The sequence below is a fragment of the Bradyrhizobium manausense genome (assembly GCF_018129685.1).
Lineage (GTDB): Bacteria > Pseudomonadota > Alphaproteobacteria > Rhizobiales > Xanthobacteraceae > Bradyrhizobium > Bradyrhizobium manausense_D.
The window spans coordinates 1-21,081 of sequence record NZ_JAFCLG010000029.1 but is presented as its reverse complement, the minus strand read 5'-3'; the positions used below and the strand labels follow the sequence as shown (position 1 = coordinate 21,081).

Here is a 21,081-nt window from a genome sequence, read left to right as displayed (position 1 = left end):
TGTTTCTCGAAGAGATCACGCTCAAGCAACAAACTAAAGCGCGATGAGATTCATCTTAGCCTCATCGCACCTTAGGTGCTTGTCGGATTGTAGAATATGATTTGGCTCCCTAGTGGCTCAAACGAGAAGTTCACCCGCCGCAGCTGAAGCGCCTTTTCGATTGCCAGATGGTGTTCCTCCTCGGCGTAAAATAGCAAAAATCCACCGGAGCCGGCACCCAATATCTTCCCGCCCCGCGCCCCAGCCTTCCGTGCACATTCATACCAGTCGTCGATATTCTGATTGCTGATGTCCGTCGCCAGCGATTTCTTGAGGCGCCAGTTCTCGTCGAGGATAGCTCCGAAGTTCTCGAGGTTTCCCGCCTGCAATTCCCGTTGCAACTCGAAAGTCAGCTGCACCATGCGCTGCTGGGTTTCCCGCTTGATCCTGTCGCTCTTCATCGCATCGGACTGTGACTGCAGAATGCTAGAGGCGCTCCTTGTAATGCCGGTGTAGAATAGCAAGATGTTGCGCTGAAGCTGTGCCCGCAACTCGTGGCGCATAATTACAGGAGACACCTGAACGCTTTCGTCAGGATTGAAGCGGATCAGGTTAAATCCGCCGAAGGCGGCAGCATACTGATCCTGTTTGCCGATCGGCTCACCGCAAAGTTCGATCTCCACCTTGCAACTTTGCTCTCCCAATTCTGCCGGCGATACGTAACGTCCAATATAGGCGGATATCGCGTTGATTAGGCCGACGGTGAAGCTGCTCGATGATCCCAATCCTGTCCCTCGGGACGGGATGTCGGCGATAGTGGTGATCTCGAGGCCCCCTGCGATATCCAGCAGCTCGAAGGTTGCTCGGACCAGCCTATGCTCGATCTTTGCACGGTCGTCGACTTCTTCGGTTTTCGAGTACGCTAAACGGATCCCGCCGTCGAATTTCCGATTAATGTTCACATAGACGTATTTGTCGATTGCGGTGCTGAGCACGGCGCCGCCGTACTCTCTGTAGAACGCTGGTATATCGCTTCCTCCGCCGACGAAACTCATGCGTAGCGGTGTACGACTGATGATCATGATAACCTCGAAACCGCAGCTGACAGCCGCTTCCACTCAGTCCCAGTATTTGCTCAGAAATTTGAAACGATGATGTCAACGGCCTGGGGCAATCCCTCCGCAGTGAAGTCGGCTCTGACGTCAAATTTGCCGTCCATCCCGCCCTTGCCGGTTCGAAGGAGGATTGACCTCAATCCCGCCCTGCGAGCGGTCTCGATGTCCGTCGTGCTGTCGCCAACGAACCATGAATTCTTGCGATCAATCCGCATGATTTTCTCGGCGTCCTCGATCAGGCCGAGTTCGGGTTTTCTGCAATTGCAGGCGCGCTTCAGCTCCGGGATTTCGCCCGCAAATCCTGAATCAGGGTGATGCGGACACATGAAGATACGATCCAGAAAGGCACGGTCCCTGCCGAGATCGCTTTCCAGCTTGGCATGAATTAGGTCCATTTCATGCAGAGAGCATTCTCCCCTTGCCAGCACTGGTTGATTGGTAATCACGATGCATCGATATTGTGCTTCGTTGAGTCGACGAATGGCTGCACCGGCGCCCGGCAGCAGCGACAAGAGTCGGTGATCGTGAAGATGATCGACTTCCTCATTCAAAGTACCGTCTCGGTCCAGGAACACAACTTGTTGCAGAGAAGACAACCTACCGCGTTCGACGCGGCCGGAACGAAGATCCCTTACGGCCTTGTCGAGACGATCTGGAGTCCCGATATCCTTGATATATTCGAAGGAAACATAACCGAGCAATCTCTTGCCGGCCCGGATCATTTCGGCAAACAAGTTCTTGCCGAAGTCGCTCGGCTTCTGAATGTCTACGAAGTCTCTAAGGGCATCGCGCTCGAGAAGGTAGACCGCAGCGTTTACGAGGTTGCGATGAAACTCTTCCGGTGGCCGAGGATAAGGAAGAAATCGTATGACCCGCCCGCCGGAGTCGAGTTCGACGAGGTCCGAGTCGAACGGGTGATCGTTTGGATGGAGAAAGAGCGTTCCATCCGCCTTGTTCTGTTTGTGAGCCGCTATCATGGGAGCGAAATCGGCATCGACCAGGAGATCTCCGTAAATCACGAGGAACTTTTCTTGCAGTTGGTCGAGCACCGCCAGCACGGCACCAGCTGTTCCTAGAGGTTCCCCTTCGTCGATGATTGTAACCTTGATTCCGAAATTGTCGTGGGCGGCGCAGAATGCGCGAATGGCGTCGGCCCGGTAGCTCACCAATACGACGACATCGGTGATTTGCTGTGTTCGCAAGCACTCAATTTGCCGCTGGAGCAACGGCGTGCCATCAACGTCGACCAGAGGTTTGGGTAGACCACCAAGCCTCGATTGCAAGCGGGTGCCCTTGCCGCCTGCCAAAATCACCGCCTGCATATCATCTCCCGCGCAGCTCATGATCGACGATCTCCGAAATGGCCTTTTCGACCGCTTGGCTGGACGTCTTGGACGGTTTCCAGCCTAGCCGCAGCAAGCGCGAAACGTCGTATCGGAAGCGAGGAACATCTCCAATCCAACCACGGGGGTCGACCCCGTAGGCGATGGCGGCTCTGGGAGCGATGGCCTGACAGACCAATTGCGCGATTTGGTTCACTCGGGTACCAGCATCAAGCGGCCCGATGTTGAAGATGTGGTGGCCGGCCGCGGTGCGGCACCTTATGAAGAGCATCGCTTCGATCAGTTCGCCGACATGGAGATAAGGCTTCTGTTGCTCGCCATTGCCGAGCACCGATAGACAAATCGGGTCTGCGATCAATCGTCGGACGAAATCGAAAATGACGCCGTGCGTGGCGGGCATCCCGACCACGTTCGGGAACCGGAAAATCCGCGCCGTCGTGAGGAAGCTTTCACAAGAAGCCCTGATGACAGCTTCCGAAGCAACCTTCATCGCGCCGTAGTTCGAAATGGGCAGTAGCGTCGCGGTCTCGTTTAGCGGGGTATCGCCCTGGTCGCCGTATACGGCGGACGTCGAAGCGAAGTTGATCGTCGTCCAGCCGCGGACGCGCATCTCTTCAAGAAGCGCGAAAGTGGTCTGGAATGTAGAACGCAGGTCGAGCTTTGGATCGTGAGCGCCGGCCTGGATATCTGAATTCGCGCAGAAATGCCAAACTTCCACTGACGGATAGCCGGACGCCTGCGAAAGCGCTGCGGAAAGTGCCTCGCGGTCTGCAACATCGACCTGAGCAAACCGAATGGCCTTACCCGGCGGGAGATATCCGCGTTGACCGAGACTGAGGTCGTCCAGAATCAGGACTTCGGCTCCGGCTCCGCTCAAGGCCCGTGCGAGATTGGTCCCGATGAAGCCGGCCCCTCCTGTGACCACATGAAAAGAGGCCCGGAGATCGACAGCGTCGGTTGTCATTTCGCTTCCGTTGACGCGCCGCTCAGTGACCGTCTGCAGCCGGGCATGGTATCGGTAATGCCTCCACACAACCGTTGCATGACGATGTGACCGAAGATCGCATGGAGATCCTCGCATATCTGCATGTCATCGATGTCGACCCAGATAGTGTGCTTCGCCAATTGGCGAAGCTGGCCACCGTTGAATCCGCACAAGCCGATAGTCTCACATCCCATCGCGTTCGCCAGCCTGACGGCGCGAACGACATTTTCGGAATTGCCGCTTCCGGAGATGGCAATGACAACATCTCCCTTGGTTGCGGTATGCTTCAATTGTTCGGAAAAGATGTCAGCATAGGACACGTCGTTGGCGTAGGCGGTCAACATGCCGATATTGTCCAACAAGGTTCGTCCATAAAAAGGCTTGTCGTTTTGGTTGGAGATCATCTTGCTCCAATCAGTGATGTAGTGAATGGCGGTCATCGCGCTTCCGCCGTTGCCAAGGGTGAGAATTTGCCGCCCCTCACGCCAAGCCCGCTCGATGACGCCAACGCAATTATCGATCTCGGCGAAGTCCATCAGATCGATCGTCGCCTTGAGTTTGGCAAAATAATCCCGGGCGTACCTTGTCATTCCTGGCGCTCCAAAGTTATAAACCCAAGCTTAACGCGCGATAATCAGCTATACAGTATCTGAGCCGCGCAGCAACTGACAATGATTTCTCATGAAGATCGTCTATTTCGTCCATGACTTAAACCATGCGGATACTGCGCGGCGTGTTGAAGTTTTGAAGCGGGCCGGTGCGGAAGTAGTAATGATCGGGTTCCATCGGAAGGCAGAGTTCGATCCAAATATAGCGGATGTTGTTCTCGGTCTCGGACAAACTTTCAACACTCGGTTTGCGCAGCGTTCTAGTGCTGTGCTGAAAGGCGCAATCGCTCTGCTGAAGCACAGAAAGTATCTGCTCGACGCTGACGCCATCATGGCGCGAAATCTGGAGATGCTCCTGTTGGCGGCTCTTGCGAGAAAACTGTGTCGCAGGAACGTTCCGCTCACTTATGAATGCCTTGATATACATCGCCTCATGACAGGTTCTGGATGGCTTGGAAGGTTGCTTCGGCGAATCGAGGGGGTCCTTCTCAGGCAGAGTCAGGCGCTCGTCTCAAGCTCGCCCGGATTTGTAGAAAACTATTTTGCCCGAACATACGGCAGTTTGCCGCGCACGATCATACTTGAAAATAAGATTTTCCCTGCGTCATCCGGTGGTCGCCCGAAGCGCGGTTCTCATGCGCCTGGGCCGCCGTGGCGAATTGGCTGGTTCGGCGTGATACGCTGCGCACGCAGCCTTGCCCTTCTTGCGCGAGTCGCGGCAGATGCGCCGGGCTTGATCGAGGTGATCGTTGCTGGCCGGCCAGCCAGTGGCGTCTTTCCCGACGTCAAGTCCGCCTTCTCAAATTTGCCCGGTATCAACTATGTCGGGGGGTTCGCCGATGAAGACGAGTTGGCCCAGCTGTTCAGATCGGTTCACTTCGCCTGGGCGATGGATTTCTACGAGGAGGGCGCCAATTCCGACTGGCTGCTGCCAAACCGGCTGTACCGCTCGATCTATTATGATGCAGTTCCAATCGCGCTTTCGACAGTTGAAACAGGCAAGTGGCTAACCCGTCACGGCGTCGGCTTGAGGATGGATAGCGCTGACCCGGATTCCCTCAGGCTGGCCCTTCAAGGCCTGACTCAAGAGCGGTATGTTGAACTCGAGGCATCGCTTCGTCGTATTCCTGAGTCCGAGCTGGTGATCGAGGACGAGGAATGTCGGCGTCTGGTCGAGAGTCTGGCAGATCGCAACACCATCGAGCGCGTCAGTACGCCGGTTTTTGAGCCCAAATGACGCTTTCGAACCCGTAAAGGGCCCAAGTGCCTCCATAAGGGCCTATGCGCCCCGTCAAGATAGATGCTGGCTCCGTCACTGCGCCTATCGTTGCGAGGATGGGCGGTCGATACCGTGCGGCAGAGTGCAAGACATTCAGTCCGTTCTGTTTGAGGGACGAGAGGACGTTAGCCCAATTCGGGGGACGGACATGCGTTGGGTCATCCCAGAAATTCAAAGTGCCTTGGCGCCTTGGGAAGTCAACAGATGCTTCACAGGGAAACACCAGATACAGCAATCCTCCGGGGGCGAGCGTAGCGCTCATGGCCTCAAGCACCTTGTCCGGCTCACTGCAGTGCTCCAGATTATGTCGGCTTATCACCGCATCGAAGTTGCCAGACTCCAGCGCCGCGATTCCCGACGCGAAATCCTCTGGCTTCAAAAGGATGTAACGGTCCGCAAGCGCCAGCGACGCAGAAGTTTGATTGTGGTCTGCAACGTCCACGCCCGTGTAGTGGATATCGGGTCGATAGCGTTTTGCTCGAGCGGGAGAGGCGTTCCCGCATCCGACATCGAGCACGCGGGCCGAGGGGCGGAGGGCCTGCAAAAAGGCCACATGTCCGAGTGGATTGACGTAGCGACGAAGTGAAGCCTGAAATCGGTGCTGAATACTGCTCAAGGTTGCCTCGAATTCGGAAGTTAGTTTTTCGACGCCGAGCTTCCCGGTAGCTGTTCGTATGCCCGGTTCGCGGCGAAACCGCAACTCGCCCGCTTGTTTACGTTAATTCATATTGGCGAGAGAAGTAAGTAGATCGCGTGGAAAGGTTCCCGACGGTGGTGCTGCAGCGGATGCCTTCGAAGGTCTCACATGACCAGGCACGAGCAGTTCACGGCGACGTCGTGACGCTGGGCAGCTCGTTTGCTTCGCTCCAAATATACGAGTCAAAAATTAGCTAGGCTAACCTTCGGGCGTCCAACATTCGAAAACCTCCAAGACTTGGTCGTCGTCCATCATAGGCTATTGGGTTCGAAAGGTTGACAGAATTTGCGCAACACGACGCCCGATCGAATCGGAAGCCACGTGCTTCCTGAGACAATAGGCTAATTTGTTATCTTGGCTTCAAACGTCCTGCGTAAAATTTCGCCGCCATTTCTACGCACAATGAACGTTGCAGCATATGTACCGCTGGGCCATTCGGAGCCATCAAGCTTCTTTCCAGTCGTCATGAAGTACTGCGCTTGATCTCTCGCCAGCTTCGGCGCGTTGTACCCCGACAAGATAGTGCCGTTAGGAGAGCTGAGTTCGATAAACTGTTCGTCACCTGTTTGAAGGCCAATCGCGCGCACATACGCGACCATGGCCGCGGAGTGGGATGTGGGCAGGAAATGGTTCAATTCTCCAAGCTCAATCTGCTCCATGGTCATCGCTTGATCAGCGAAGCCAACATTGATTATTTCCGTCGGTTCATAAGATAGTTCCGAGGACCAAAGCGAGCGGCCGGCGTTGCATTGGTTCTGCGCCGCCCCCTCTGAAAATGGATCAACGACGGTTCCGTTGTGTCGTATTGTTATGTGTAGGTGAGCGAACTCAGTATCTCCCGATAGGCCAGCGAACCCTATTGCTTGCCCTGAAACGACGGAGGCGCCTGGCTTCAAGGCGATGCTATTCTTGGTCATGTGACAGTACTGACTGCTCCAACCATTGCCATGGTCGATGATAACGCCGTTGCCGCACTCTCGACCAACGACCGCAGACCTGTCAGCTGTCTTGACAGACACGTCATCCATGTCATCCCGCGAACGAACGATCGTTCCGGAGGCAACGGCGAAAACTCTCACTCCTTTCTTTTCAGCTTCGAGATCGGGTAACCGGATATCGGTACCATCGTGACCGTCATAAGTCCGACGGCCACAATGAAAGTCTAGGATTTGGTCAGATGGATCGTGGTCAACGTAGTTCTGAATGAAGCACGTCTCGTGGAGCTTACATTCCAGCGGCCAAGTAAGCGTAAAATGCTCTTCGGCGATCGTTGATTGAATTGTATAAACGATAAACAGAAGGGCAGTCAGGGCGACCGAGATCCTCCTCCTCGCCATATAGGAATTTCGCATATTCAGAATCCTCTTTGTGCCGCGCAAACATTCTAGTTGCGTTGTGAGACGTAGCAAAGCAGTTGGGATACGCTGAATAGCGTGCTACCTCAGAAGCGTTCACCTTTGGGTCCCTCAAGGCTTCTGTTGTCTAGCTGATACAGGCAGCCAGAAGCGGAAGAGGCTAAACGCTTGTTGCCTGCGCTAGGGTGGGTCTGACGCGCTCATTGGGCTTGCGTCCGCGCCGACCGTGCGCCCTGGGTGGATTTGCGCAACCGCGCCTCACCGGTTCTGCAGGGTGCAGGCGAGAACTTCATTGACATCGCTAGTGCTTGATCGAGGCAGTGAAATCGGCCGGTTCGATGCCGCAGCGTAGACAGATTACAAGTTTGCGCGCCAACTCGGTGTCCTGCGTGCGTTCAATTTCATCATGCAATTTCCACCACTCTTGAGTGAATGGACGTAGTTGGCTTAGTTGATTGGTTTGGTCCTTTACAACAGAATCCGAAGAGCGAATTAAGTGCGTGCGGGTCGTCGTGGAAGGCCTCAAATGTCTATTCGGGTCTTGCCCCAAGCCATCCCAAGCTACAAGTTGACCAAATTGCGGCGGTGGGCGGGACGCGCATCCGCTCAATATGAGAACACACAAAAATATAACGGGTGACGGCTTCATGCAAGCAGTCCAACGGGTGCAATGAGCAAGCACATATCCTGCTGCATCTCCTTGTACCCAATTATGGTTAACTGATGCCTAACTGTTCCCTACGAGAACCTTTTTACCCGTTTTGACTGCAACGGCAGTGTTCGAAACGTATCCATTCGGCGTAGGCCGCAGGGTTACCGCCTGAGTAGTCCAGGGTTCTCTTTGTAGAACCTGATCAGCTCGATGAGGCAATCGATGCCGAAGTCGGTGAACGCCTGAACGCCGTCTTCTCCGACGCCATAGACCCAGATGACGCCATCCTCGATCTCCATCTCGGAGGCGATGTCCCACAGCCAATCTTCGTCTTCGCCCAGGTCTTTGGCGACCTTGGTGATGGTGGTGATGTGATGGACCCTGTTGACGGGGGTGGTCATGCGGCTCGAGCGGTGAGCGCTGATGCTAGCGTCCAATTCCAGGGCAGAAGTTCGTCGAGCCGATGAGCCGGATGAGTAGCGATGCGAGCAAGGACATCGGCCAGCCACGCTTGCGGATCGACGCCGTTCATTTTAGCTGTGACGATCAGGCTGTACATGGAAGCAGCGCGCCGTCCACCGCGATCCGATCCACAGAACAGCCAGGACTTCCGGCCAAGTGCTATGCCTCGCAAGCCTCCTTCGGCGGCGTTGTTCGAGAGGCAAACTCGCCCGTCCTCGAGGAACAGGGTGAAGCTCGTCCAACGCTTCAGGATGTAGTTGAACGCCTTAGCCAGGTCGTGCCCCCGAGACAGCTTGGCAAGCTGCTCCCGCATATAGACCTAGAGGTCCTCGACCAGGGGCCGGCTCAGCGTCTGCCGCACCTGAAGGCGCTCCTCGGCACTCTTGCCGTTGATGGACCGTTCGATCTCGAACAGCCCATCGATCCGCCGCGCGACCTCGATCGCGATCGGCGAGAGCGGGATTTCCTTCTTGCCGGCAGCCGTGCGCCGGGCATTCTCTTCAATGTCCGCCATGGCGTAGAACGGACGCCGTCCATGCGACCAGCAGGCGGCTTCCCGGATTGGCCCTGGCTTGCTAGAGCTGGTTGTACCCGTCATAGGCGTCGGCCTGCAGGATGTCGGCATACCGGGCCAGATGCGCCTGGGGATGTTCGCCCTTGCGGTCGAGTAATAGAACATCGCCGCCCGCGGCCCCGCGCCCCCAAAGGGCCGGTCGTCCGGGACGTAGATCCAGCATCGTCCCGTGTCAGTCTTGCCCTTGGCCAGCACCGGCACGGTAGTATCATCGGCGTGAAGGCGCTCGGCCGCCATGACATGGGCTTCCACCAGGCTCAGCAGGGGCTGAAGCGCCCTACGGACCGATCCCACGGCATCGGCCATGGTCGACAAGGCTATTGGCACGCCTTCCAGAGCATAGCGCTCGGCTGGCGGTTCAAGGGCTGATGCTGGCCGAACTTCTCGAACATGATCACGGCCAAGAGGAGGCTTGGGCCGGCCCACCCCCGGGCGACGGCATGGAACGGCGCCGGCGCCTGGCTGATCTTCTCGCAGTCGCGGCAGGAGAACTTCTCCCGGACCGTCTCGATCACCTTCCACTGGCGCGGCACCACTTCCAGCGTGCGTGTCACATCCTCGCCGAGCTTGCGCAGGCGGTTGCTGCCGCAGCATTCACAAGCCGCGGGCCCATCGATCACCGCACGCTCGCGGGGAAGGTGTTCGGGGAAGGTCTGACGCTCGGCGCGCTTGCGGGTAAATCCACGCACCGTGGTCGTCTTGCCCACGGCCCGTTCCGCCGCCAGCTCGTCCTCGGTGGCGTCAGCTTCCAGCTCTTCGAACGTCAGCGCCAACTGCTCGACCAGCCGCGCCGAGCGCTCCGACCGTGGTCCGTAGATCTGATGCCTTAGCTTGGCGATCTGCAGCTTCTGCTGTGCATCAGCGCCTCGTCTTCCGACGCTTTCGCGCGGGCGATCGCGAGCTCGGCGGCGATCTCCAAACCCTTCGCGCGCTCGACTGCCAGCGCCTCCTTCAGGGCGGCAAAATCATCCGGAACAGCGTCGCGGCCGGTATCCATACGACGCAGTGAATCACAGATTGGACGCGATGTGACTCCCCAAAATTGCAGCGACCGCAGATTTCTTCACTCAGCCTGCGCTCTGCGACCGCCAACTCAGTTGCGGATTCCGCCAGTCGATGCCCTCGAGCATATAGGCCATCTGCGCCGCTGAGATCGATACCGCGCCGGCCGACGCCGACGGCCAGATGAACTTGCCGCGATCCAGACGCTTGGCATAGAGCGACATGCCCAACCCGTCATGCCAGAGGATCTTGACCAGATCGCCGCGGCGGCCCCGGAAGATGTGGAGATCGCCGGCATGAGGAGCGCGCTTCAGACTCTCCTGCACCGCAAGCGCCAGGCTTTGCATGCCGCGGCGCATGTCGGTGTGGCCAGTGGCGATCCAGACCCTGACGCCGCTCGGAATTGGGATCATTGTCGTCGCAGAAGCTCAAGGACCCGCTGCAACGCCTCAGTGTCCACGTCACGATCCACTCGCACGCGGCAACCACCAAGCTCGATCTCGATGACTCCAATCATTGCGCGCTGCGCAGGCGGAGAAGACGGCTGCTGCGCGCACGTCGATGCCGAAGCTGAGGTGATCTCGACGGATACCAGCGCAGGCGCGGCATCCTCCGTCAGCCGGCCGTCGCGCGCCAGCCGGCGCCACGTGAACAATTGGCTCGTCGACAATCCGTTGCGACGTGCCGTTACCGACACCAATCGTGGCCCGCTATAGCTCTCGGCAACGATCCGCTGCTTCTCCTCCAAAGTCCAATGGCGCCGTGCGCCCGTCGAGACGACTTGAAGTCGGGAAACCTTCGGCATAGGCATATGGTTAGTCATACGCCTATGTCTTCACCTTGCCACCTCACTCGGCAAGGCGGTCGCCCCCGGAGGGATACTTCGAAACGGCTCGCATGACAGCGAAAGCCGGACGGGGCCGTCCGCGGCAAAGTTTATAACCCTCCGCCGCATCAAACTACTCCCGGCGGAGCAACAGCCGTGCTCAATCTCACGAAAACAAGCTGGGAAACCGGGGGACGATTTCTTTTGCTCTGTAGGTCCACAATGAACCGTTTGAACGTTTGAAAACAGTCAGTCCGATGGACTGTTTACCTACTCGCTGACGCGGAAGCCACCTGCCGCCCGGTTGAAGCTTACGTCGATGCACCTTCAGCGTTGGCCGTGCGATAAAAATTCACCGAGCTGCCTTTGAATAAGGACGAGTCGTTCCTCTTTCGAGGCGATGTCGCGACGAAGACTCTTCGTTTCACGTTCAATGGCATCCATAGCCCTAGTCAGTTCGCGCGTTAGTTTAGGAAGATCTGCACGTGCGGTCTCGATGTTGGCTAAAGCCAATGCATACTCGCCGGGCGCCCACTCTTCCGGTGCTTCGAGACGCTCAATTCGAGAGATCAGTCGGGACGTTTGGTCTCGTTTTTGAGCAGCCTCAAAAGCCTCGCGCAGCAGCGTCCCGAGACGCGCCCGTATTGCACCATTTAAGCTCGGTAGTATCCCCGCAAGGTCAACTTGCTGGCTTGCTGCCGCGCCGCCAAACCCGTTCTCGATGAAGGTTTCAGCCGTTGTAACTTCTGTCGCTTCGTTGGTACGTTTAAAGCGCGCTAAGAAGTCGTGGGCGTCTCTCCACGCCGGAAGCTCCTGTTCGAGGCGCACCTCTTCGCGAAGCAAAGTGCTGATGCGATGCCTTCGAAGCATGCGATTAGAGATAAGTACAGCAGCGCCGACAATGCCTAACGCTATGATACCAGCCGCACCGATGACAGCCCAATTGTCGAGCCGATAAAACGAAAGTCTTCGAAAAAGTTCGAGCCAATCTCCAGTCAGAGCAATCAAAAGCAGATGGTCTGCCGTTCCCGGCCAAGGATGCCATCTCATGGCAGTATTAGGCAATCTTGGAGCGGAGAATTTCCCGCACAACCCACTTGGCAGGCTTAAGCAAAATCTAACTCCTTCCAAGACTGACTTACTTCAGATTTACTAAACAATTCCGAGAGAGATGAGTAGACTTAAGGGCTGATCAATCGGATCAAGTTACCTTCACCCAGATGTAAAAAGCCGAGTAGGCGTATGCAGGGAACCGAAGTATGTCAAGATTTTCTAAGTCTTTGATGGTGATCTGTGCGCTGGTGTTTTTGTCTGGGTTGCCGGCACAAGCGTCATCGCCTTGCCTGCGAAATCAAACGCCTTACAAGCTTGCCGGGGATACCATCGCCTGGTCGATGACGATCGCGCCTGGGACGGATTGTATCCAAGGCCTGCGATGGTCGACAATGCAGATCTTTGACGTTTCGGTCGTGTAAAAGCCGTCGAGCGGACAGCTCGTTCTGGTGGGACCGGGATTTCGCTATTTTTCTGACCCCAAGTTTTCGGGCTCAGATAAGTTTTCACTCCTCGTCGTTGGCAAGAACCGCCATGAGCGGGGGGCATCGATTGTGGAAGCAGCGGTTACGAGCCTGATGCCCGCCAAGTTAGTGAGCATTGAGCATTGAAGGCCTTTCGAACCTGGCTGCGGATCGTACGCGTCCGGCGTAGGCCGCAGGCGGATTTGATTGGGTGAGCTGATGGACCCTGTCGGCGTATTGGTCATGCAGCTTGAGCAGAGACCGCCGCCGGTGAGGTCCAAATTCCACGGCAGAAACTCGTCAAGCCGGTGGGCTGGGTGGGCGGCTATACGAACGAGGATGTCGGTGAGGCAAACCAACGGATCGACACCGTTCATTTTGGCGGTGACCCGCCAGCCGCCAAGCTCGGTCTCGATTAGGCCTACCTTCGCCCGCTCTCTAGCCGGCGATGGCCGTGGCTGCGCAGCCACGGTCGATTCCGGAATTGGCGTCGAAGTGATCTCCACAGGAACAAGTACTGGCGCGGCATCCCCGCCCAGCTGGCCCTCGCGCGACAACCGTCGCCACGTGAACAACTGGCTCGTGGACAACCCGTTGCGCCGCGCCGTCGCCAGCCGGGAACCGTCATAACTCTCAGCAACGATCCGCCGCTTCTCGTCCAATGTCCAACGGCGTCGAGCGCCAGGCGAAACAACTTCCAATCGGGAGACCTTCGAAATAGGCGTATGGTCATACGCCTCTGTCTTCATCCTCCGTCTTCAGCGCGCAAGGCGGCCCTCACCGGAGCGATACTGCGGATCGATCGCCTCGCAGCCCTCGGCACGCCACGCAATCGTCGCTTCCTGCTCCTGAAAATGGGAAGGGGTTGTTGCGTCTTAGGAAGGCTCAACTGATTCGCCCGCGGGCGCGCGACAAGAGAATCCTATTTTTGCCGGTTTCTTGCTGCTCTCTTCCGACGAATGGAGCGACAAGCCACGCTTTCCTTCAACGTTGCGGTTAGAATCTAGCCTTAGCGTCGTGGCGTCATGCAAGGCGAGTAAAAAGTTCCGCTCGTGGAAATTACGCGTTCGAGGCATTGACGTGGGTCGACACTGTCTCCGCTAACTTGGAAATAATAAGCCTGCATCTTCAGGATCAAAACATAGTGCCCGGGCGAGAGGTTAAGGTCGGGATTTTCGCTGCGAACCTCGTACATCTCGGGGTTTCCTGGCACGGGTGAGGATCGAAATGGATAGGAGATGTTGCGGATTACCAAGGCTTCGTCCACGTCAGTCAGAGCTTTGCCAGCTGCATTTCCCGAGAAGTCGCGTGAGATCTTTGCGACCAATCGAACCTCCGGTCTGTCGGGAATAGAGCTGATAGCATCTCTGCGATACACAATAAATTTCGCGTGTCCGTCTGGCAGAGGGGCTTGATCCGGCCTTTTGAATGCAGCTGAGATCGCTATGCGAGGGTCCGGAGGCCTCATGGAGAGTGCTTGCAAATCTATAAATGGTCCATCACCGATGTCGGCATAGACGCCATAAGCCTCGGGAAGCGGGCGCCTCGCGGCTGTGGGCTTTGCTGCAGTAGATACAGTAGCTGGTGGTGGTTCAGGTGCCTTCGGCTCTGGCGGCGGAGACCTTATTGCGAGCTCATTTTGTCGCGATGTAAGCAGTTGGCGAACGCTAGCGAGACGCTCTCTTTGTGTAACAAGGAGAACAATGAATCCCACCGCAACTAAAATCGCAGTTGTACGCACTAATACCGGCAGTGTCTGTTGTATGCGCAGATGCGGTCGAGTACGCGTCTGACGAATTAGAGTGTCCGCAACTTCAGCTTGCGGTGCATCATCGTAGTTGGCGATCGGCGGCGGGGAGACGAGTTGCCGCGAAGCGGTTCGCTCGATGCGGGGTTGCTCTTGCGCGAACCGTTCAACCTCTCGAATTGCATTCTCTAGTGACTTTTTGATTTCTCCAGCGTTTTTCGCATCTGCGTGGGTAAACTGCTCAGACAGCTTATAACGAGCTAACTCGTACACCATTTGACGTCTTAATTCCGGATCATCGCCGACAGTGTCGAGCATGCGAGAAATGACAAGCGCGAATTGGACTTCACTCGAAGCCAAACCGTTTTCGACATGCTCTTCGGGAACTAGATCCTTGGAATTCATAGCTTGGAGTTGTTCCAATATACATCTCGTCCTAGCCTAACGTTTGAAAAGAGGAAAGACGGGTGTTGGCCGGAAGCGTCTCCATACCACCGCGTAGACAAGCGTGCGGGTCGTTGCCTTGCGCCAACCTCAGATCTGGAAGCTAGCCAGCTGTCTCTTTGTTGCATTGCAAAAGATGTGGATTTTGCTTTGAAGCGTGCGCGTCATCCGCTGACGCGCGGGCGTCGCGCGAAGAGAACCGTGCAAGTGCTGCTCTAGCTGTGAGCTTTCAGGAGGTTGTCCATCCGGTCCTGAACGAGGAAGCTGAAGTTGTCGAAGCTTTAGCCAATCCCCGGAGGACCGAATGGACACCCATAAGAATGCGCCTCTGACGCCAAAAGGTCGAGAGGCCATGGTGCGGAGCGTGATCGAAGGCGACCTGACGAAGGCTGCAGCCGCACCGCAATTCAATATCTCGGCGAAGACCGTCGCCAAGTGGGTCAAGCGTTTCCGCGAGGAAGGCGTGGATGGGTTGCGTGATCGCTCCTCGAGACCCCTTTCATCGCCGAGCCAAACCCTGCCTGCCACATGCGCCGAAGTCGAGGCGTTGCGCCGGCAGCGCCACACAGGCAAGCAAATCGCAGCCGAGGTCGGCATCTCGCCGGCGACCGTCAGCCGTATCCTGCGGCGGTTGGGATTGAACCGATTGCGCGACCTGGAACCGGCTGAGCCGGTGCGGCGCTATGAGCGTGAACATCCCGGCGAGCTGATCCACATCGACATCAAAAAGCTCGGCAAGTTCAACCGTATACCATCGCATCACCGGCGATCGAACGGGCCAGAGCAGCCTGCGGGCTCGCGGCGAAGGGCCAGGCTGGGAATACGTCCACGTCTGCATCGACGATGCCTCCCGCATTGCCTTCAGCAAAGTGATGAAGAGCGAGCGACAGAGCTGCGCCGTGGCCTTCCTCAAGGCTGCGATCGCCTACTACTCAAGCCTCGGCATCAAGGTCGAGCGGGTCATGACCGACAACGGATCCTGCTACAAATCCTTTGCTTTCCGCAAAGCCTGCAAGCGCCTCGGCCTCAAGCATATCCGCACCAAGCCCTACACGCCGAAGACCAACGGCAAGGCCGAGCGCTTTATCCAGACCAGCCTGCGCGAATGGGCCTATGCCCGCGCCTACAACACTTCAAAAGAACGAGCTGCCGAGTTGCCGAGATGGCTTCACCGCTACAATTGGCACCGGCCGCATGGCAGTATCGGCTCAATGCCACCCATCAGCAGACTCGCTCTAACTAGGAACAACCTGTTGAGGCTCCACATCTAGCGCTCCGTGCTTTCTTTATTGGCCGGAAACAATGATTTTGGAATTACGAAGAGTCACCCGTGAGTGCCTGACTCCGAAGCAGGCCGGATGTCCGCGCGAATCCATGATCACTCGGAGCTTTTGAATTTAGAAGGGCTGGGCCGCAGCCAAGAAAAATCGATAGTTTTGCAAATCTAAGAGAATGGCGCTTCAGCCATCTAACGTCGTTGGATATCTAGCCGCGCTGGCCCCTACCTGCGCGCCCATCAATCGGAGCGACGGAGCCGGATGATTGCCTGATCAAAAAGGCCGGAAGAGAATTGCGTGGACGCATATAAGGCTCCCACTTCCTAAATTCTCGACGTCGCTGCTTTGATATGCGATCGCGCGCAACGTAGCCCAAGCCAAAGCTGGCGATACATAGAATAGGTATGAAGAGCACGACCAGCAATGTACGGCTTTCCTATTCAAACTAACGCGATCGCGGCCATCGCGAGCGTACAGATCCTACGGTTGCTAGAAATCCCGGTGCTAGGAAGACGATTTCCAAGAAGCGCAGCGAGCTTTTTGTTTGACCGCGTTCGGGTTCGCCAGGTCCAAAAGCTTCTTTCGAGGTCATCGAATTCATTCTAGTCGTCCGTCTTCTGTCATTGCGTTTCAAATGATCGGATAGGACGCTGTTTGTAGCTTGTACGCCTCTTGCGTGCACTTCATCAGGCGAACTTAACTTCGGTGTGACTAGAGTATGGTGATGTCGCGGCAACTGAGTACCAAGTTCAAGCGTTATCTTTATTCGGTCGCTGGAGTTTGCGCGCTGCATAATTGCCGTGCTCTACATGCCCATAAATGTCGCTCCATGCGCGCTCTAGGTGGCGAGGTCGAGAGCGGCCCTACATCGTTGTGTCAAAAGCGATGCTTCGACAGTCAAATCCAGTAGCGCGAAACTCGTCGCAGCCGTTGAAGGTTCAATTGCCTCGAATCTGGTCGCTATGGTCCGCGAACAGCAGGGCCTGCGCATCATTTGCCAACCGGCTGCTCTGGATCGAGCCCACGAGCCCTTGTCGCTCCTCGCAATCCAATTAGTAACGCGCTTCTCCGGCGGCTTCGGCAAGGCCTATCAATAGTGAGCAGTTTGGAGCGGCGATGCCGATGTTCTCAAGCCGCCGGGGCTAAGCCTGTCAGACTGTCGCCGACCTTATTGCAAGTCGAAACCTCCACCTTCGCACGCGGAATAATCCAATTTAATCAGATCGTTCCGGAGATCTATTGACACGGGTGGATTGGATTTGCAAAAGGCAGCGTTCTGTCGCGGAGCGTAAGTAACTTGCTGGGATTGATCTTCCTTGTTGCGGTTTCTGTGATTTCATTTGGGGCCGGATACGGGCTTCGTGAGATCATTTCGCGACGTCGTCGCTCGACATATCTCAGATACAAGCCGTACCTGCGTCCGCCGTCCCGACAAGTGCCGACGTTTCTTTTGCGGGCAGCAGCAGAACGAGGCAATCACGCTTCGCGGGCCGCTCCAAAAGAACAAAAATACGGCTGATTCGCGCTCCCGATTTGGTCGAGCATCTGTATCTCGCTCGAAGAATGGGCGTTGCGCTGCTTGCGGCCCTGCTCGGATGTCACCCGAGTAGCCGTCATGGCAGCTTCGAGAACGTTGTCAGGGCGACTGACTATCGGCAACCGAGAAATCTGCAAGTTCGCCCACCATGCTCTCTCGTTTCCTTGCCGATTACGAGTTCGGTGGTGCGAACTGCATACCGGGACGGTAACCCATTGCTGACCTTGCGTCCCAACGCTTGCGGTTGCGCGAACTTTAGGTGGTGCGCATCGGCAGGGCTTTTCTTACGGACGAGACAAGCTTGACCACGGACGAAGGCAAGGTGTGCTTTGCTGCGCCTTCGCGGGTGCCTCTCTTGGAAGGCTAGTTCGGCCGATCACTCTTCATGACCAGCATAGCCAACTATCTCGACCCCGACGTAGGCGCGGAATTACGAGGCTCGTTGACAGATGTGTTCCGCCGTTGCTCGAGCAAGTCGGCCTCGTTGAGTTTTAATGTAAGCAGCTTCAAGAACCCGCGCGTCTGATTCTTGGAATGTGTTCTTCATAGGCAGGTTGGTGCTAGCCCAGATCGGACGACCGCTATGATGGTCTTCTCGGGATTCATCAACTCCGCCTGGCGGCGGAGATTTCTGCGACGACGGGAGCCCGCTCCAAAAATCTTGCGTGCAGGGTTATCGGGCCTTTGGAGCAATCCAATTGAACCCTTATTCTGCTGCGAGTCGCGCCGATTCCAAGAACCTTGCCTCGCTTGCCACCGAGCCGGGGGCCCGCTGTTTCTTGAACAATGACTAGCTGACCAGCGGCAAAGCTGCCGGGCTGCCAGGAGCGGTGTTCTGGGGATAACCAGCGGAACTGATTTAGGGGTGAAGCGGGAGGCATAAGCGACACCTCGTAGAAATCGGTGCAATTTGCGGCAACACGCGAAAGAACGCTTCAGCGACTCAAATGGGACTAACAACCGATGCTTGGCTAGCGTGATTAAAGAATAGTTAATGCGCGCTTCTAGCACTTTGGGCTCCGTAACAACGGGAAATGCTCTTTACGGCATCTAGCGTGCTTGTGGGGCGTCCGGCAGCACGATGGCGGAGTCGGACATCGCCCGATTGCCGGATGCCATACTGGCGGTTCAAGGCGACCGAGATCGTCGATTTTGATCTCGATTGGAGCTGGCGGCTGGATATTGACACCATCATAAGCTCAAATTTCGAGCTGCTCTGGGCATTGTCGCGACAACGTCGAGCTTTCCAACACGGACAGCCGAGGCCTGGCTGTCGGGCTACACGAAAGACCAGAGTATAGGTTCCAGAACCTATCGCCCTCGGCGGCCGCACGGCGGATCGGACCGTCAAGCTTCAGGTTGAGAGCATGTGGTGCACCGCGACAGTCGCGATGCACAACGTGTGGCGCCAATTTAGGCTGGAATAGAATTCTGAAATCAAGAATTATCGAGCTGGGCAGATTGCATCAAATGAGAATGCAACTGCTGGCTTACTGGGGACGGACCAATGGCGATGGCTTTGCAAATCAACTTTGCGCTTTGGGGAATGATCATCTGCGCCGCCATCAAGGGCAGCCATCTGGGCTGTAGGCTTTTTAGCCCAATAGCCAAACTGTAACGGCGATCGCCCCGCGAATGATGCCGTAAACCCAACCGATCATAGCGGCTGCGACTACCAACAGGAAACCGATCGCGAGAGTGCGGTCGGAGCGCTGCCGCTGGTCTGATGAGGCTTCTTCCGTCGCCATCTTATCCACCTGGCAAGTTTTTCTCGCTCTATCAAGCGTGCTGCGCGCTGAATGTGATGTATCTCACATCATTGTTTCGGTTCGTTGACGAGGTCGCGGCGAGAAACGCGGCGGTAGCGCGGTCAAGGGTTGTTTCGGGCTAACGCTTGGCGGCCATTCGATTGACCTGCAGTGCAGGCCGCGGCGCTCGCCCCCCGTCTCAGCTCTCCGCCCGCTCTCTTGCGGTTCGCAGAGCAGGGCGAACGCCGGAGGTCCTTTGGCAAACACCTCTTTTCGGTGCTCTCACATATGTGGATGATGAAGTAGACGGAGAGGCTTTCGAACGGCATCGCTCCGCAGTCCAAAAAGGGCCGCCAGACTTGGAGGCAGTATTGCTGGCGGCCCATACCGAAAATTGAAGTCGTGGTCTCGGGGATCGCGGTGGGTATAAGATCGGGTCTGTCAGGCGGTCTATGGAATAGCGTCCTCCACCGTCACTTGTTATGTAAAGGTCAGAGTGATTCCCGAACATGGTTTGCTTCCGAGACCGCTGCACTTTGCATCCGGATGTGGTCTGGCTCGTGCATAACTCGTGTAAGAAGTGACCAAATGCCGAACTATTCGACTGCCGTAGCGCTCGTTTTCCTGTTTTCTTTTGCACCAAGCTTTGCTTAATCTTTTCAGGAGGAAGAGTCTCTAAGCTCTTCATCGGGCGCCGGACCGAATGCGTTTATCGACCTTCTGGCGTTGATGTCGGGGCAGTGCAAGACGCTGAACGTTGCCGGGCGCAGCTTCGCTTGCAAGACGGTGGCGTACGCCCACGGCGACAAGGGGCGGGTGAATTTCGCGGTTGCCGTCGACGATCCCGACGATGAGAGCCACGTAGTGTCGTTCTCCGGCGCGAACGGCAGGCGGGCTGATGACAATTCCTACGAGCTGCCGATCGATCGCATGCTGCTCAATTCCAAGGATCGGCCCAAGGTGGACGGACTGCCGGTGCCGGCCGAGCAGCCATCAACGGGTACCTGCCGCCAAACCGGCAATTTCGCTGCGAGGAAGGTCACTGATGTCACCTGTTCGGCTACCGACCGTGAAGGCCGCCGATACGAGCTGCTGTTCGTCTCCGACGGCACGCCGGTGAGCGTGCGCCGCATCAGGCAGTCGGCGCCGTCCATCCAGGATCCGTTTAAGTTAGAGAGCAGGCGATGTTCTGGCCCAGAGATCGGGAAGTGAACGCAAGACCGCCTAACGGCGGTCTCACGGTTACTCCGGGCTGATGAAGCTAGCGGGTTCTCCGTCATGGCCCTATGAAAAGCAGGAAATGATAGCCAGGACGACGTCCGCGCCGAGGTCGCCCGAATACGTGGAAAACAGAAATCCTATGCCGAGAGCAGCTGCAATTACTTTGAGTGCAATCATTTTGAAATCCCCTCTTTGAGGACGGGAATGACTTTAGGCTCCGTCTGTTTCTGGCATGCTTCGCCATATGCTGCAGATGGTTTCGTTCACCGAGGCGTTATCGAGCGCGGCCCGGGCGTGACGCTAATTCGTGCTGACCGACCTAAACGCACGAAGGCCGCAGCGATGGTGCTCGTCGCAGCCCGCGCTTATCAAAAATTCCGGGTGAAAAGTTCTAAGTGGAATGCAGCCAGCCCCGGTAAACATGATCCTATCGCGCCGATCTCGCAGTGCGATATGATCCGCTTCGCACTTCGCCGATTGCTTAATGAGAGTGAGCGAGAGCGCCGCCGGGCCTGGCTTGCAGGCGGAAATCCCTGCCCGAAGCACAAGCCGCGTATGTCTCCCATGGTCCCGTCCTGGGGCTTGGTATGATAAATTTTCACTAGGGTCTGTACTCAATAGGGATTCCATCTGAAATTAGATTGTGATTCAAGCTTCTCAACGGAAGGGAGGCTTGAATGGCAAAGCAGGTCTACTGGCTCAGCGATGCGGAA

The 21,081-nt window shown here is 56.5% G+C and carries 16 protein-coding genes and 4 pseudogenes; 3 read left to right on the top strand and 17 right to left on the bottom strand.

Features of this window, described 5'->3' with window-relative positions; genetic code table 11:
• Window positions 1–71 precede the first annotated feature (71 nt).
• From JQ621_RS32960 to JQ621_RS32945, 4 genes are read right to left on the bottom strand one after another with little or no spacing between them, the layout of a single operon-like run.
• A complete protein-coding gene (locus JQ621_RS32960; RefSeq protein WP_212241194.1) occupies window positions 72–1,061 on the bottom strand; it encodes a GHMP family kinase ATP-binding protein in 990 nt (329 codons plus the stop codon).
• Window positions 1,062–1,114: 53 nt separating this feature from the next.
• Complete coding sequence (locus tag JQ621_RS32955) at window positions 1,115–2,416, bottom strand: HAD-IIIA family hydrolase (RefSeq protein WP_212241193.1); 1,302 nt, start codon at window positions 2,414–2,416, stop codon at window positions 1,115–1,117.
• Between the two features lies 1 nt (window position 2,417).
• Window positions 2,418–3,401 (bottom strand): NAD-dependent epimerase/dehydratase family protein, encoded by a 984-nt coding sequence (locus JQ621_RS32950; RefSeq protein ID WP_212241192.1) that lies wholly within the window; start codon window positions 3,399–3,401, stop codon window positions 2,418–2,420.
• On the bottom strand, window positions 3,398–4,012 hold the full coding sequence (locus JQ621_RS32945) for an SIS domain-containing protein (RefSeq protein ID WP_212241191.1): 615 nt from the start codon (window positions 4,010–4,012) through the stop codon (window positions 3,398–3,400). The genes JQ621_RS32950 and JQ621_RS32945 overlap by 4 nt, the downstream gene beginning before the upstream one ends.
• A 91-nt stretch (window positions 4,013–4,103) precedes the next feature.
• Between JQ621_RS32945 and JQ621_RS32940 the strand changes: the two genes are divergently transcribed.
• Window positions 4,104–5,267 (top strand): glycosyltransferase, encoded by a 1,164-nt coding sequence (locus JQ621_RS32940; RefSeq protein ID WP_212241189.1) that lies wholly within the window; start codon window positions 4,104–4,106, stop codon window positions 5,265–5,267.
• On the opposite strand, the gene JQ621_RS36085 is transcribed toward JQ621_RS32940, so the two are convergent.
• The 13 genes and pseudogenes from JQ621_RS36085 to JQ621_RS32895 form a co-directional block, all read right to left on the bottom strand.
• Window positions 5,239–5,862, bottom strand: coding sequence for a class I SAM-dependent methyltransferase (locus tag JQ621_RS36085; RefSeq protein WP_409334263.1), 624 nt, complete (start codon window positions 5,860–5,862; stop codon window positions 5,239–5,241). The genes JQ621_RS32940 and JQ621_RS36085 overlap by 29 nt on opposite strands.
• A 485-nt stretch (window positions 5,863–6,347) precedes the next feature.
• Window positions 6,348–7,358 (bottom strand): M23 family metallopeptidase, encoded by a 1,011-nt coding sequence (locus tag JQ621_RS32930; protein WP_212241186.1) that lies wholly within the window; start codon window positions 7,356–7,358, stop codon window positions 6,348–6,350.
• Window positions 7,359–8,174: 816 nt separating this feature from the next.
• On the bottom strand, window positions 8,175–8,414 hold the full coding sequence (locus JQ621_RS32925; RefSeq protein ID WP_212241185.1) for a hypothetical protein: 240 nt from the start codon (window positions 8,412–8,414) through the stop codon (window positions 8,175–8,177).
• Window positions 8,411–8,545 (bottom strand): transposase domain-containing protein, encoded by a 135-nt coding sequence (locus tag JQ621_RS35680; protein WP_249125725.1) that lies wholly within the window; start codon window positions 8,543–8,545, stop codon window positions 8,411–8,413. The genes JQ621_RS32925 and JQ621_RS35680 overlap by 4 nt, the downstream gene beginning before the upstream one ends.
• Before the next feature lie 99 nt (window positions 8,546–8,644).
• Window positions 8,645–9,355 (bottom strand): annotated as a pseudogene (locus JQ621_RS35675) (IS66 family transposase); the annotation flags it as partial.
• 11 nt (window positions 9,356–9,366) lie between these two features.
• Window positions 9,367–9,867 (bottom strand): IS66 family transposase zinc-finger binding domain-containing protein, encoded by a 501-nt coding sequence (locus tag JQ621_RS35670; RefSeq protein ID WP_312015470.1) that lies wholly within the window; start codon window positions 9,865–9,867, stop codon window positions 9,367–9,369.
• Window positions 9,868–9,875: 8 nt separating this feature from the next.
• Window positions 9,876–10,046: a hypothetical protein gene (locus tag JQ621_RS35665; RefSeq protein ID WP_249125722.1), complete on the bottom strand. Its 171-nt coding sequence runs from the start codon at window positions 10,044–10,046 to the stop codon at window positions 9,876–9,878.
• Between the two features lie 70 nt (window positions 10,047–10,116).
• Window positions 10,117–10,464: an IS66 family insertion sequence element accessory protein TnpB gene (gene tnpB, locus JQ621_RS32915; protein WP_212241184.1), complete on the bottom strand. Its 348-nt coding sequence runs from the start codon at window positions 10,462–10,464 to the stop codon at window positions 10,117–10,119.
• Entirely contained in the window at window positions 10,461–10,862 is a 402-nt protein-coding gene (tnpA, locus tag JQ621_RS32910; protein WP_249125721.1) for an IS66-like element accessory protein TnpA, read from the bottom strand. The genes tnpB and tnpA overlap by 4 nt, the downstream gene beginning before the upstream one ends.
• A 342-nt stretch (window positions 10,863–11,204) precedes the next feature.
• Complete coding sequence (locus JQ621_RS32905) at window positions 11,205–11,927, bottom strand: hypothetical protein (RefSeq protein WP_212241182.1); 723 nt, start codon at window positions 11,925–11,927, stop codon at window positions 11,205–11,207.
• A gap of 708 nt (window positions 11,928–12,635) precedes the next feature.
• A pseudogene (locus tag JQ621_RS36080) lies at window positions 12,636–12,783 on the bottom strand (transposase domain-containing protein); the annotation flags it as partial.
• A 171-nt stretch (window positions 12,784–12,954) separates the two neighbouring features.
• A pseudogene (locus tag JQ621_RS36075) lies at window positions 12,955–13,143 on the bottom strand (transposase); the annotation flags it as partial.
• Window positions 13,144–13,403: 260 nt separating this feature from the next.
• Window positions 13,404–14,546: a hypothetical protein gene (locus tag JQ621_RS32895; protein WP_212241180.1), complete on the bottom strand. Its 1,143-nt coding sequence runs from the start codon at window positions 14,544–14,546 to the stop codon at window positions 13,404–13,406.
• A 343-nt stretch (window positions 14,547–14,889) separates the two neighbouring features.
• Between JQ621_RS32895 and JQ621_RS32890 the strand changes: the two are divergent.
• Both JQ621_RS32890 and JQ621_RS32885 read left to right on the top strand, forming a co-directional pair.
• A pseudogene (locus JQ621_RS32890) lies at window positions 14,890–15,856 on the top strand (IS481 family transposase).
• Window positions 15,857–19,876: 4,020 nt separating this feature from the next.
• Window positions 19,877–20,359 (top strand): hypothetical protein, encoded by a 483-nt coding sequence (locus tag JQ621_RS32885; protein ID WP_212241235.1) that lies wholly within the window; start codon window positions 19,877–19,879, stop codon window positions 20,357–20,359.
• Window positions 20,360–21,081: the final 722 nt, after the last annotated feature.